The organism is Bacillota bacterium (assembly GCA_018333655.1).
Lineage (GTDB): Bacteria > Bacillota > UBA994 > UBA994 > UBA994 > BS524.
In genome coordinates this window covers 40,148-53,739 of record JAGXTJ010000003.1, presented here as the reverse complement: position 1 = coordinate 53,739, position 13,592 = coordinate 40,148, and the positions used below count along the sequence as shown (strand labels likewise).

The following is a 13,592-nucleotide window of genomic DNA, read 5'->3' as shown; positions in this document are numbered from 1 at the left end:
TGACTATTTCTCCCCTCAGTTCTCTTGTCCCTATGTTTTTGATTTTATTGCTGAAGTCAGGCTCTTATCTAGACGCACTACATCGGCGTACGTTTCGCGCTCAATGATGGTACGCGCTACGCCTTCGTTGACGAATACAATAGCTGGCCTAGGTAGACGGTTGTAGTTACTGGCCATGCTGTAAGTGTAGGCCCCCGTGACAAAGATGGCGAGAATATCGCCATGATTGACAGCTGGCAATGAGTGCTCCCAAATAAGCATATCGCCGGATTCACAGGCTTTGCCGGCGATGGAGTACACTCCAGCCGGGGCCTCCGTAGCACGGTTAGCAAGTAGACAAGAATACTTAGCTTGGTACAGCGCTGTACGCGGGTTGTCGGTCATGCCACCGTCGACGGCGATGTAACGCCGTCCCCCAGGTACATCCTTCATCGAACCGACTGTGTAAAGCGTGGTCCCTGCAGCGGCCACGATCGACCGCCCAGGCTCTAGTACAAGTCGAAGGTTAAATCCCGAGGCGGCCATGTAGGCCTCGGCTGTCTCTCTCATCAGACGGGTTAGGTCTTCGATGCTAGCAGCCTCATCCCCCGGGAGGTAATTAACGCCGAGCCCTCCCCCCAGATTAATCTCTACGGGTAGCCAAGGATATCGATCGCAGTAAGATCTGATTAGCTCGACCATAATATCCATCGCCTGGCGAAAAGTCGCTAGGCTCGTAATCTGCGAGCCAATATGACTGTGAAACCCGGCGAGAACAAGATTATTGACCGTCATGGCATCGGCAAAGACGGCTTCAAGATCGTCTCCGTCTAGGGCAAAGCCAAACTTAGAGTCATGTTGTCCGGTTCTAATGTACTGATGAGTCGCGGCATCCACCCCCAGCGCTACCCGTAGCAGGATGGATACCGGCCGTTCAACATCGTTCAACAAGCCCTTGAGAAGGGAATATTCGTAACGATTGTCGACGATGATGTGACCAACACCTGCTCGTAGCGCCAGTTTCAGCTCACCTAGCGACTTGTTGTTGCCATGAAAGTAAATGCGCCGAGCGGGAAACCCTGCCGTAAGGGCAGTGTGCAATTCGCCCCCCGAAACGACATCGAGAAAAAGGCCCTCGCTCTCAATAAGTTGACACATGGCCACGCTGAGAAAGGCCTTGCCGGCATAAGCCACGCGATGACCGTGCTCTACAAAACTGCGTTTGTAGCGGCGACAATTTTCTCTAAGCAGAGCCTCATCATAAACTATTAAGGGCGTGCCATATTCTGCCGCGAGATCGACAACGTCGCAACCACCTATCTCTAGATGCCCGAACTCGTTAATGCGAGACGTCCCGGTAAGGCTCTTTTCATCTACTGTATTGCTCACTCTCTGTGCCTCCACTCTAAGATGAAGTTCTGCCGCTAGGCAAGTAGTTTGCGGTATTGCGCTACCTCGTCAGCGTTGCCAAGGACAAAATGGCCGGGCGTCACTTCTGTCCAGAGTGGTTTATGCTTAGAATAATCGTGCTGCCTAGGGTCATAGACTATGACTTTCTTTTTCTTCTCCTCAATGGGGTCAGGCACTGGCACCGCAGATAGTAGGGAGCGGGTATAGGGGTGCAAGGGGTTAGCGAATAACTCTTCTGTCTCTGCCAGCTCCACTATCTGCCCTTTGTTAATAACAGCGACACGGTCAGTGATAAAGCGCACTACCGAAAGATCATGGGCGATAAACATATACGTTAGCCCGCTCGCGCGCTGTAAATCGGCGAGTAAATTGAGCACCTGTGCACGAATCGACACATCGAGGGAAGAAATGGGTTCGTCAGCAATAATAAACTCTGGCTGCATAACAAAGGCCCGCGCAACGCCGATGCGCTGTCTCTGGCCGCCAGAGAACTCATGAGGAAAGCGAGACGCAAATTCTGGCAGCAGCCCTACTGCTAAGAGCGCCGCCTCCACCTTGGCCTTTCTCTCACTCTCGTCCTTGTAGGCCTTGGTATTGTACAGTCCCTCGGACACGATATAGTCGACTTTGGCACGCTCATTGAGAGAAGCCATGGGGTCTTGAAATATCATCTGGATTTTTTGTGTGATTTCGTAGTCAAGCTCCTTAGGTATGCGGCCATTAATCTGGCGCCCCTTAAAATATATCTCACCGCCCGCTGTCTCATTGATGCGCACGATGGCTCGCCCAATGGTCGTCTTGCCAGAGCCAGATTCTCCGACCAACCCAAAGGTCTCCCCGCGATAGATATGAAAACTGACATCATTAACGGCGACAAAGGGCTCCCGAGCCTTGCCTTTAAACTCCACCTTGAGGTTCCTGACGTCTAAGAGGACTTCTCTCGCGTTACTCATACACTTACCCCCGCAAATTTCTCGCGCAAGTGCTTAATCGTCGCGGGAGGGTCAATTTTTGGCGCCCGCGGGTCAAGCAACCATGTTCTCGCGTAGTGAGTGGGGCTGACCTGAAAGTAAGGGGGCCGCTCCACAAAATCTATTTTCAAGGCCAAGGGGTTGCGCGGGGCGAAAGCATCGCCGACAATCTCCGTAAAGAGGTTAGGCGGCGTTCCCTTAATTGAATAGAGGGGTTGTCCTTTGATGCCCAGCTGCGGCAACGACGACAGGAGGGCCCAGGTGTAAGGATGTTGGGCATTGTAAAAAATATCACTGCTCATGCCGTATTCGATAATGTCGCCCGCATACATGACGGCCACCGCCGTGGCCACATTGGCCACTACCCCTAGATCATGGGTAATATAAATGACGGTCAAATTATAGCGCAATTGTAGTGTACGAATGAGTTCGAGGATTTGTGCCTGAATCGTCACGTCTAATGCCGTTGTGGGTTCATCGCAAATTAGAATGCGTGGTGAGCAGGCCATGGCGATGGCAATGACGACGCGCTGCCGCATGCCCCCCGAAAACTCGTGGGGAAATTGACTGTAGCGATGTGCAGGGTCGTCTATGCCGACATCGGCCAGTAGCTCAAGCGTGCGCGCTTTGGCGGCTGCTCCACGGGCATCACTGTGCAGCTCGACAGCTTCTTTTATCTGAAGCCCAATAGAGCGCAGCGGATTGAGAGCTGTCATGGGGTCCTGAAACACCATAGCGATTTTCCGCCCACGAATGGCCGCCCATTCTTTGTCGTGCTTAAACTTTGCCAGATCTTGTCCCTCGAACAAAATCTCTCCCGACTCTACCCAGCCGTTGCCGTCCAACATGCCTATAAATGATTTAGTAAACACTGACTTGCCAGAGCCTGACTCGCCCACTATGGCCAAGGTTTGTCCTTCGTAAAGATCTAAAGAGGCCCCGCGGATAGCCGTCAAGATGCGCCCGCGCAGATTAAATTTAATGGTTACGTTCTTGGCCGCCAATATTGGTTGCGCCATCTTTTCGCCTCCTAAACATGATTGCGTGGGTCTGCTGCATCGGAAAAGGCATTTCCCATAACATAGAACGAGATCGTGATGAGAGAGAGGACAACAGAGGGAAAGATAAGCTGGTAACGCATGGCAGGGATCATCATCAACTGACGTCCTTCATTGATTAAATTGCCTAAGGAAGGGATGTTCAAAGGCAACCCCAAGCCAATATACGTTAAGAAGACTTCCGAGCCGATAGCCCCAGGAATGGCTAAGGCAAAGCGAAGCATAATTACCGATACTAGGTAGGGCAAGAGGTTGCGCGTTATAATGCGTCCAGCTGGTGTTCCGAGGCAACGCGAGGCCAAGTTGTACTCGCGATCACGAATAATGACGACCTGGGTGCGGATAAAACGGGCAACAGGCACCCAGCCAGTGATGCCCATGGCGATGACTAAAGTGCTGATGCTTGGGCGAAGCATGTAGGCCATCAGCGTCATGACAATGGTGGTGGGGATATTGTCGAGCACGTTGTAGATCTCTGTGAACAAGCGATCGAGACTTCTCACGTAGCCCCAAGTAGCACCGACAATAATGCCGATAATTATGTTCCAGGTGGCCACAGCAATACCAATGCCGAGCGAAGTCCTGGTGCCACTCCAAATACGCGACCATAAATCTTGCCCAATGGAGTTAGTGCCAAACCAGAATTCCTGCCCGGGCGGGACGTTACGCAATTGGCGCGAAGTCTCGGGGCTGATGCTAATTTCATTGGGGTCTCTTTGCGCTGGGAGATATGGTTGCACAAAGGTAAAGACTAAGAGCACGGCTAGAATAGCCAAGCAAGCGACAGCAGCCCCATTCCTAAGAAAAACACGCACGGTAGAGCTCCAGTAAGAATAGCTCGAGTAACCTATCCTCTCGCTGCGAGAGGCATCGTAGCTGGCCAAGGTAAAGAGGTCTTGTTGCTCCAGGTCAGTCATTTTCTTGACAATCACTACCTTGCCCCTCCCTTCTTCTCTAATTTGATACGGGGGTCGATAATGGCCATCAAGAGGTCCCCCAGGAAAAGCCCGAAAATGCCGATGGTCGAGTAGATGAGCACTAACGTCTGCACTAGGGGATTGTCTTGGCGCGTGATAGCTTCTATCAAAAGACCGCCCATGCCGGGGATAGAGTATAGTGACTCGATAAAAATAGAGCCTGCGATGGTCATGAGAATGGTGGTTGGCAAGTGTTGGGCCATCGGCACAAAGGCGTTGCGTAAAACGTGCTTGAACATAACGGCCGTGTTAGACAAGCCTTTTGCTCTAGCTAGCTTAATATAGTCTTTATTGAGCTCATCGACCATAAAACGTCGCATCCACATCGCATACCCAGCGATACCGCCCAGCGACATAGACACAGCCGGCAATATCCAACTTATAGGCCTAGTGCTGTCATACAGCATGGGCAACCCCGCCAGCTGTGTGACATAGAGCTGCACAAATAGGAAGTAGACAGCGGCGGGCACAGCATTGATAAACACGACATAGGCAGTGCCCAGTCTATCAAGCCATTTGTCTTTTTCGCGGGCTTGAAAAATACCGAGCAGAAGACCTATGGTCAGTGACAGTACTAGAGACGCTAGGCCGAATTTAAGCGAATAAGGTACTTTGGGTTCGATTATCTCGGCGATGGGGACATGGGGGCGATAGATAATCGAAGTGCCTAAGTCGCCGCGCGACAGCGCGAGATAAAAATTCTTAAGCTGAATGTGAATAGGGTCCATTAGCCCCATTGCTTCGAGCCTAGCTTCGCGCTGCTCTGGCGTTAGGCGATCATATTCGTCGCCAAAATAACCCTCAATCGGCAGTAGGCGCATCAGCAAAAAAACTACGGTCAAAACGATAAACACAGTGACGAGCGATTGCATTGCTCTTTGTAACGCGAAAGTCCAAAGACTGCCTGATGGGAGGCGGTGGCGCCGTCCTCTAGTCGGGTTGGGCATTAGGGATGAAAGATGAGTACTCATGCTGGAGCCCCCAATCATTATCTCGCATTATGGTAAAAAACAAGGAGAACGGGGCGCCCAGCGGCGGACCGTTCTCCTTCCGGCTTGGGTTTACTGGCCAGCCTTGCGCAGTGCAGCTACTCTGTCGCGATTCCATATCAGCTGTGCCTCATTGAACTGGGCGATGTTCATCGGCCGCTCGAGCAGTCTTTGAAATTTGAATTTGCCTGTGGAGGGGCCTGCCGCTGCAAACGGACCTTGGAAGGGATGCAGTAAGGACGCTACGTATCCCCCGCCGCCGACCCTGTAAGGTATAACTAAAGCATTTTGGATGAGGTAGGCTTCTGCCGCTGCGAAAAGCTCAAAACGTCGCCTCTTGTTACTCACTTCAGCTTTAGCGGCGTCGAGCAGACGCTGGTAGTTGGTGTCTACAAGCGCTATATCGGAGTAACTGCGATTGCCGGCCTCAAAAGGCATCGTGTAAGCTTCGGGGTCGAGAAAATCGGGGCCCCAGTTAACTTCTTGTAAGGCGTAGTTTCCGGCACGGCGTGTAGCATCGAGAAAACCGGTGGGCGGGTAGCCCACGGGAATGATCTCAATAAAGTCGCGCCCGAGGAGATTCTCCATCTGCTGCTTGATAACTTGCACACGATTTGTCCAGTCTGGTGAGCCGGTGCTAAAAGGCATCTTTACTTTGATGGGGAAGGTCACGCCCTGGGCGCGTAATTCTGACAGAGCCCTATTGCGGTGGGTGAGGGCTAAAGCTTGGCTAAAGACAGTCATTTCTTGTACTGCTCGTAGCGCAGGCAACTCTGTATAATCGACTCCGTCGACGCTAATAAAGTTAACCGGGGTGATCGTGTTGCTTAACTGTCTGGTAGGATCGAAGGGGTCAAAGGTTAGCATGGCCGCAACGCGGTCAAGCCCATGAAAAATAGTCTTGCGGAAATTAAGATTGCGCACAGCTCGGCGCCAGTTTTCCGGCTCAAACTGCGCTGCAAAACGCGGATCGAAATTAAAGCCATGCCAGAAGGCAAAGGCACCTACCGGAGCAGGCCTAATCAAGTCGCGCCGTGTGGGGTCAAGTCGCCAGCCGTCAATGATGGCCGTAGGGATAGAGGCAGAAGAGACCTCCCCGCGTACAAACATTTCGGGCGCGAGTTGCGCGGCTTCACGGTTAAACTGGAAGAAGAGGCGATCAATGTGGACGTTATCGCTGTCCCAGTAACGTGTGTTTTTTACCAGCTCGCGGCGATTCTGGGGAACATGGGCTCTGAGAATATAGGCCCCATTACTTAGAAAAGTTCTATGGTCGGTCGCGAACCTGGCACCCGTTTCAGCCAAGAAGGCGCCATTGACCGGAAAGAAACAGACATAAGTGAGGGCAGAGAGAAAGAAGGTCGCCGGTGCTTTGAGGGTGTACTGTACGGTGTACCTGTCTAGGGCGCGTACGCCGACCGTGGAAAAATCTGTCGTCGTGCCATTAAAAAACTCTTCGGCTCCGCGAATAAAACGGAAAACAATGTTGGCTGTGGCTGAGGCATTAGCACGCGTCAGCACATAGCGAGCTGAATCGACAAAGTCCTGCGCCACTACTTCGGCATATTCCCTTCCATCCCAGGTCAACCAGGGCACACCTTCTCTGAGCGTGAAAGTATACACTAACCCATCGGGCGAAATCGTCCAGTGCTTGGCGAGAGAGGGCTGCAAGACACCGAAGGTATCAAACTCGACCAGCCCGTCTATAGCATTGGCCACCAAGGTGTGTACGGCAAAAGTGCCTGTTGTTAAGTAGTTAAGAGTTGTGAGTTCAGCCGAGTACAGGGTTCTAAACTCGCCCCCGGTGCGACCAACGGTCGGCACGGCAGGATAGGGGGTGTCTGTAATAGTGACAGTGCGAGTGGCCTCCACCCATTCGACTTGCGCCCCTAGGCTTTCTGCCACAAAACGCAAGGGCACCATGGTGCGACCACTGACGATGACAGGGCCCACGTCAAGGCGTGTTTCGCGGCCCGTAATCCAGGCACGTGTCATGCCGGGCTGTAAGAGCACAAAATTTGGCCCCCTATACCCGGCAACAGTGTTCGTGCGCTCAGTCCATTCCACTTGCGCACCCAAGGCCTCAAAAATGGCGCGGAAAGGCACCAGTGTTCTGCCGTTCTGCACCACAGGCGGGACTTCGGTTGTGATGGCTCTACCATTGATGACTACCCGGATGGGTGCGACATTGGCCTGCGCTGTAAAACCAGCGAAACAGCCTACGGCAATCACCGCGGTTAGCGCAAAAATGGCTAAAAATTTCTTCATCCCTTTTCCCTCCCTTGTGAGATGTTAGACTGCAAAAAATATTTGCACTTCTCTTATTCTTTGCTTGCCATCTCATTCCTGCCGGGCATCACGTTGCAGGGGCTAATATTTTGAACATGATTAATATTGCGACTATTTATAAAAACAAATTGAGCACTTGGTCATCTTTTGCATAGCTGCTACGAGCCATGTTAGAACTATGATGTTCAGGTCACTAGAGCCCCGCGCTCTTTAGCACAGCGACAAGCTTTTCTCTCTCTCCTACCTCTAGGGGCAGGAGCGGCTCCTTGGGGTCGCCTCCAAAGTAGCCTAGGTAGTCTAAAGCAGCTTTTAAGCCGGCAATGCCAAAGAGGCTGGTGACGGCGTGGTTTGGCTCTAGCAGTCGCCACTGTAGGGCGCGCGCTTCTGCCACTCGCCCGGCATGAAAGAGCTCGAGCACGGCGACGCACTCTTCTGGCATAATATTGGCCAAGGCCAGCGTGCCGCCCACTGCCCCCACGGAGAGAGCCGGCAAGAGAAAACTGGCAGAGCCAGCGAGGACAGCAAAACTAGGGCCTGCCGAGCGGCAAATCTCGGTTATCTGCACCAGATTGCCCGAGCTATCTTTAAGCCCGCAGATATTCTTATGTTGCGACAGCTCTAGCACTAAGTCAGGCGCTAGATTAAGGCCGGTGTTTTTGGGCATGTTGTAAAGCACAATGGGCAGGGGCGAAAGTTCGGCCACAGACTGAAAGTAGTGCCGCAGGACTTTGCCGCTGTAGGATTCTTTGTAAAACTGGGGATTTAGTACGAGCGCATAGTCTGCGCCAGCCTTAGCATAGAGCCGTGAGAGCGAGACTGCCTCACTCGTGGCCTCGCAACCGGTACCGGCAATGACTAGCTTCTCTCTGGGCAACCACTCCCGCACTTTCTCTACTAGCCTTACTTTTTCGTCTAACGAGAGCAGGGGGAACTCGCCATTTGAGCCGAGCACGACTAAGCCGCTAAGCGAAGTCCGCCCCCACTTAGTGACATTGTCCTTGAGCTTGTCGTAGGCGATGCTTCCTCCCACAAAGGGGGTGGGAATAGGTGCAAATATACCCCGTAGCACCGGCGCTACTCCTGACAAAAGATTGTGTAATCGTCGAAAATAGCCAGGGCCGCCTCGATATCTAGCACTTGGCCCTGCTTTACAAGAGCCTTGCCGATAAGCCCAATGGCGCGGCGGAGCTCGCTCGTCTCAATATTGCCCATGTGCCCCAGGCGAAAGGCCTTGCCGGCCAAGCTAGCTAAGGAGCCCGCTACGACCAGCCCTTTGGCTGCCAAGCTCTTGCGAAAGGTGACATCGTCTACATTTTGCGGGTACAAGAGGCAGCTTAGAGTGGGTGCGGCCACGGCCTCGTCCGCTAAGGGCTGTAGGTTAAGTGCACTTAAGGCCTTGCGCACCGCGATACCAAGGCGGCGATGCCGTGCGTAGCGGGCAGTTAACCCCTCCGCGTGGATAATCTCGAGCGCACGGCGATAGGCGTACAGCATGTTTACCGCGGGCGTGGCGAAGTACTTGCTCGGGTCTTTCATAATGGGCAACCAGTTAAAAATATCTGCGTAGTAGGCGCTAACTTTGCCTAAGGCGCTGCGTGCGGCGAGGGCCTCTTGGCTAAAGGCAACTATGGCCAGCCCGGGTGGGATGCCGATGGCTTTTTGCGAGCCGGTAAGCACCACGTCTAGGCGTGCGCCATCACCGTAGTCATAGCCCATGTCTTCGGGCAGTGCCGCCGTGGCGCAAACGCCGTCAAGTATGACTAAAGCGCCATACTTCTTACAAAGTGGCACGAGGGTAGCTAAGTCCGCTTCGACACCAGTAGAAGTATCGACATGAGTAATTGTTACCGCCTTGTAGCGCGTTGTTTTTAGCTTGGCTTCTACGTCTGCTCGAGCAACACGTCTGCCCCACTCGCTGGCAATGACATCGACCTCGATGCCAAAACTCGCGGCGAGTTTGATGAATCTATCGCCAAAGAAGCCCTGGCTAAGGACTAGAATGCGCTCCCCTGGCGCCACAGTATTCACTAGGGCCATCTCCATGGCTAAGGTGCCTGAACCAGCTACGAGAAAGATCTCGCCGTCGGTGTTAAACATCTGTCGCGTGAGGGCGAGGCACTCTAAGGTACACTGCACCACACGGGGATCGGTGTGCCCATAGGTTTCTGAACCTAGAGCGGCATAGATTTCGTCTACCACTGGGGTCGGGCCGGGTATTAGCAGCAACTCCTTGTTTGGCATGACTTAACCTCCTTTTTTTATCTGTACTTCACAGTTCGTCTCCCAGTATTTCTCCACCGGCAAGGAAAGTCCTTCGCCAATGAGAGCACTTTTTGCTGTGAACCGTAGAGAGCATGGTTGCATCATGGTAGAATATTGATGGCAGGAGCTTTACAAGGAGGTAGAATATGATTAAGAAGCTGAAATCGGGAGAACCTCGTATTCATCCCGATACTTTTGTGGCCGACAGCGCGGCGATAATGGGCAATGTCTCCGTAGGGCAGAAGTCGAGCATCTGGTTTAATGCCGTGCTCAGGGCCGATATTAACTCTATAACGATCGGGGAAGCCTGTAGCGTGCAGGAAGGAGCTGTGCTCCATGTGGCGCTTGACCAACCGCTTAAAATCGGCGACTATGTGACCGTCGGTCATGGCGCCGTGCTACATGGCTGCACCATCGGTGATAATGTGCTGATAGGCATGAAGGCCGTAGTACTAGATGGCGCGGTGATTGGCGAGGGCTCTATTATCGGCGCGGGTGCGGTCGTCAAAGAGGGCATGGTCATTCCCCCGCGGTCTTTAGCGGTAGGCTTGCCGGCCAAAATAGTAAAAACCCTCGACGATAAAGCCGTCTTGGGCCTGCGCACACATGCTGAAAACTATGTTAAGCTGTGGGAAGAATTCTATGCCGAGCCCCTAGCCAGGCAACAAGCAGAAGTGCCGGTGCGGTGATGACTGATATCCTAGACCTGCGGTGCTAGCGCTGCTAGTCCCTCTTTGTCGATGAGGGTAATCTTTTTTCGTAGGGCTACAATAAGGCCCTCGCTAGATAACTTGGCAAGCACGCGAGACACTGTTTCGCGGGCGATGCCCGCCATGTCGGCTAAGTCTTGCTGCCCGATGGCGAGGTGGTCCGTGCCCTTTTCTTGGGCTAGGTAGAGCAAGGTGGCAGCAATTTTTACAGCTGCATCGCCTTGGCATAAAATCTGGATGCGCCCTTGAGCGCGGCGAAGTCTCGCGCTGAGCACCTTGAGAAAGTGCCACGCCAAATTAGGGTGGGCGTGCACAAGCTTACAGGCATCGGCATTGTAGAGGATGCCTACTTCGCCCTCACTGGCCGCCACAGCGGTGGCTGGGTAGCTGCCACCGTCAAATAAGACCACCTCAGCAAAGAACTCTTGCGGCTCTACCGTTTTAAGTAGCTGCTCTCGGCCTGTGGAATCTGTTTTCACAAGTTTGACCGCACCGCTACAGACTAACCACACCGCGAGACCCGGCTCTCCCTCGGCAAAGAGCACATCGCCCTTCTCTACACGCCGCAGCCTAACAATGGCCGCGACAGCCTGCAAATCGTCTGCTGAGAGCGAGCTAAACAAGGGAAACTTGCGTAGTAGTGCTGCCTCCATGACCATGCCTCCCCGTCTTGGAAAAAGGTAAAAAGAAAAAGCAACCTAAGTTCTAGGTTGCTCCTTAATTGCTTATCTTCTCTTGCTGGAGAAGCAATCGCGGCAGTAAACTGGACGGCCAGCTGTGGGCTTAAACGGAACTTGGGTGTTTGCACCGCACTCATCGCAAGAAACGTTGTGGAGTTCGCGGTTGTTCATAGGAGCGGAGCCTTCGTTGCTGCGCTTGCGGCTGTCGCGACAGGTCTTGCAACGGCTGGGCTCGTTCTGGAAACCACGCTCTGCGTAAAATTCTTGCTCACGAGTGGTGAAAGCAAATTCGGCTCCGCAGTCTTTACAGTTTAGGTTCTTGTCCTGCATCATTAGAGAAAATCCCCCCGATAAATTAGATACATGGGCTCCCCTGGGTTAGCCTTTTGGAAGAGGTGAAACCAGATTTGCGCAAGTTCACACTTACTATAGCAGAGTTCTGCCACTTTGGCAATACAATAATTGCCTACATTTTTTAAAATGTGGCGTAATCGCTAGGAGGACGAAAATGTTGCACAGATTCTCGCGCACAGAACTTCTAATCGGGGCCGCGGGCCTCGAAAAACTGCGCTCTGCCTATGTCGCCGTCATTGGCATTGGCGGCGTCGGCTCTTTTGCCGCCGAAGCCTTGGCCCGGGCGGGTGTGGGGCGCCTGCTCCTCGTCGATCACGACGAAGTCTGCCTGACCAATATTAATAGGCAAATCCACGCCCTGACGTCAACGGTGGGCCAAAGTAAGGTCGAAGCCATGGCCGCGCGCATTAGCCAAATCGACCCTACCATAAAAGTGGAGGCCCGTAACGCTTTTTTTTCGCGCGAGAATGCGGCAGAGATCTTGTCGCCCTCACTAAGCTATGTGATTGACGCTGTAGATACCGTAACTGCCAAGCTCGGCATCATTACGGGCTGCCACGCTCTAGGCCTACCTGTCATTTCGTGCATGGGTGCGGGCAACAAACTTGACCCCACGCAATTTACCGTAACTGACATCGCCAAGACCGCTACCTGCCCACTGGCCCGCATTGTGCGCAAGGAACTGCGCAAGCGGGGCATTAGTCGGGGTATTAAAGTCGTATACTCGCCCGAACCGGCCCGTACTCCTCTGACCCCAACGGCTGACTGCACGGCCAATTGCATATGCCCCGGGGGTATGGGCAACTGCACGCGCAAACGGCAAATACCCGGCAGCATCTCCTTCGTGCCTGCGGTGGCCGGGCTTATGGCCGCCAGTGTGGTAGTGCGCGACTTGCTAGACTAAGCGAGTAGCCGCGCTAACTGTGCTAGCTCCATATTGCCGCCGCTTACCAGGCACACTACTTTCTTGCCGAGGCCGGCTAGAGGCGCCTGCAAGGCGCCCGCTACAGAAACAGCCCCTGATGGTTCGGCAAGGAGCTTAGTGCGCTCTAGGAGAAGCCTAAGCGCTGCCACGATATCATCCTCACCAACGGTCACTAGGTCGTCCACGTAGCGCTGTGTAATGCTAAAGGTAAAAACTCCGGGGCGCTTGCTGCGCAAACCATCGGCCACCGAAGGACGCCAAGCATCCCCCGTTAATTCACTTACCATGCCTTGCTGCCGCGAATAGCGCAGGCGAGGACTGCAGAGAGGCTCGACCCCGACAACCTTTACCGCTGGGCTGCTAGTCTTAGCGGCCAGAGAGAGGCCCGCAAGTAAACCCCCGCCGCCCACCGGTGCTACGATGTAATCGACCTCAGGTAGGTCGGCCAAAATCTCTAAGCTCGCCGTTCCTTGACCGGCAATAACCTGTTCATCATCAAAGGAATGCACCATGGTAAGCCCCGCGGTGCGGGCAAGCTGTGCGGCATGGGCGAGGCGTTCTTCAGCGGTAAGCCCGCACAACACCGTCTCGCTCCCATAGGCGGTGCAAGCCGCACGCTTCGCCTGACTGACGTTCTCTGGCAGCACCACGACAGCGCGCGCTCCGGCGAGCCTAGCGGCGTAGGCTAGGGCTTGGCCATGATTGCCAGAGGAGCCGGTGACAACCCCGCGGGTTCTTTCCTCGGCGGTAAGCTGCAAGACAGCGTTCAGGGCCCCCCTAATCTTAAATGAGCCCGTCTTCTGTAGGTTTTCGCACTTTAGGTAGACTTCGTTGCCGCTCATCTGGCTTAGGCTACGCGAGTAGATGAGCGGGGTATGATGGATATGCCCACTTATTCTCTCTGCCGCCGCCCTGACTTCTTTTAAACCTATCATGACCATGCCTCCCCTATATCAGAACATTCTAAGAGGTTTTCGCTCGCGCGAGG

At 53.6% G+C, this 13,592-nt stretch carries 13 protein-coding genes; 2 read left to right on the top strand and 11 right to left on the bottom strand.

Annotation, left to right across the window (positions count from 1 at the left end; genetic code table 11):
* Positions 1-30 precede the first annotated feature (30 nt).
* The 8 genes from lysA to KGZ92_00650 form a co-directional block, all read right to left on the bottom strand.
* Positions 31-1,368 (bottom strand): diaminopimelate decarboxylase, encoded by a 1,338-nt coding sequence (lysA, locus tag KGZ92_00685; protein ID MBS3887801.1) that lies wholly within the window; start codon positions 1,366-1,368, stop codon positions 31-33.
* A gap of 35 nt (positions 1,369-1,403) precedes the next feature.
* Positions 1,404-2,342, bottom strand: a complete 939-nt coding sequence (locus KGZ92_00680; protein ID MBS3887800.1) for an ATP-binding cassette domain-containing protein — start codon at positions 2,340-2,342, stop codon at positions 1,404-1,406.
* The gene (locus KGZ92_00675) at positions 2,339-3,379 is read right to left on the bottom strand and encodes an ABC transporter ATP-binding protein (GenBank protein ID MBS3887799.1); all 1,041 of its coding nucleotides are present in this window, start codon (positions 3,377-3,379) and stop codon (positions 2,339-2,341) included. The genes KGZ92_00680 and KGZ92_00675 overlap by 4 nt, the downstream gene beginning before the upstream one ends.
* An 11-nt stretch (positions 3,380-3,390) precedes the next feature.
* Complete coding sequence (locus tag KGZ92_00670) at positions 3,391-4,335, bottom strand: ABC transporter permease (protein ID MBS3887798.1); 945 nt, start codon at positions 4,333-4,335, stop codon at positions 3,391-3,393.
* Between the two features lie 14 nt (positions 4,336-4,349).
* Entirely contained in the window at positions 4,350-5,366 is a 1,017-nt protein-coding gene (locus KGZ92_00665) for an ABC transporter permease (GenBank protein ID MBS3887797.1), read from the bottom strand.
* A 90-nt stretch (positions 5,367-5,456) separates the two neighbouring features.
* Positions 5,457-7,307 carry a peptide ABC transporter substrate-binding protein gene (locus KGZ92_00660; GenBank protein ID MBS3887796.1) on the bottom strand — a complete coding sequence of 617 codons (1,851 nt, stop codon included), beginning with the start codon at positions 7,305-7,307 and terminating at the stop codon, positions 5,457-5,459.
* 559 nt (positions 7,308-7,866) lie between these two features.
* Positions 7,867-8,742, bottom strand: a complete 876-nt coding sequence (locus tag KGZ92_00655) for a dihydrodipicolinate synthase family protein (protein MBS3887795.1) — start codon at positions 8,740-8,742, stop codon at positions 7,867-7,869.
* A gap of 5 nt (positions 8,743-8,747) precedes the next feature.
* Entirely contained in the window at positions 8,748-9,914 is a 1,167-nt protein-coding gene (locus KGZ92_00650; protein ID MBS3887794.1) for an alanine--glyoxylate aminotransferase family protein, read from the bottom strand.
* A gap of 167 nt (positions 9,915-10,081) precedes the next feature.
* Here KGZ92_00650 and KGZ92_00645 point away from each other — a divergent pair, with 167 nt between their 5' ends.
* Positions 10,082-10,624 carry a gamma carbonic anhydrase family protein gene (locus KGZ92_00645; GenBank protein ID MBS3887793.1) on the top strand — a complete coding sequence of 181 codons (543 nt, stop codon included), beginning with the start codon at positions 10,082-10,084 and terminating at the stop codon, positions 10,622-10,624.
* Between the two features lie 11 nt (positions 10,625-10,635).
* Here the strand turns inward: KGZ92_00645 and KGZ92_00640 are convergent, their stop codons facing one another.
* Both KGZ92_00640 and KGZ92_00635 read right to left on the bottom strand, forming a co-directional pair.
* A complete protein-coding gene (locus tag KGZ92_00640) occupies positions 10,636-11,298 on the bottom strand; it encodes a Crp/Fnr family transcriptional regulator (protein ID MBS3887792.1) in 663 nt (220 codons plus the stop codon).
* A 72-nt stretch (positions 11,299-11,370) separates the two neighbouring features.
* Positions 11,371-11,658, bottom strand: coding sequence for a zinc-ribbon domain containing protein (locus KGZ92_00635; protein ID MBS3887791.1), 288 nt, complete (start codon positions 11,656-11,658; stop codon positions 11,371-11,373).
* Between the two features lie 175 nt (positions 11,659-11,833).
* On the opposite strand from KGZ92_00635, the gene KGZ92_00630 reads away from it, so the two are divergent.
* Positions 11,834-12,583: a tRNA threonylcarbamoyladenosine dehydratase gene (locus KGZ92_00630; protein MBS3887790.1), complete on the top strand. Its 750-nt coding sequence runs from the start codon at positions 11,834-11,836 to the stop codon at positions 12,581-12,583.
* Here KGZ92_00630 and KGZ92_00625 read toward each other — a convergent pair.
* Complete coding sequence (locus tag KGZ92_00625; GenBank protein ID MBS3887789.1) at positions 12,580-13,539, bottom strand: threonine/serine dehydratase; 960 nt, start codon at positions 13,537-13,539, stop codon at positions 12,580-12,582. The genes KGZ92_00630 and KGZ92_00625 overlap by 4 nt on opposite strands.
* Positions 13,540-13,592: the final 53 nt, after the last annotated feature.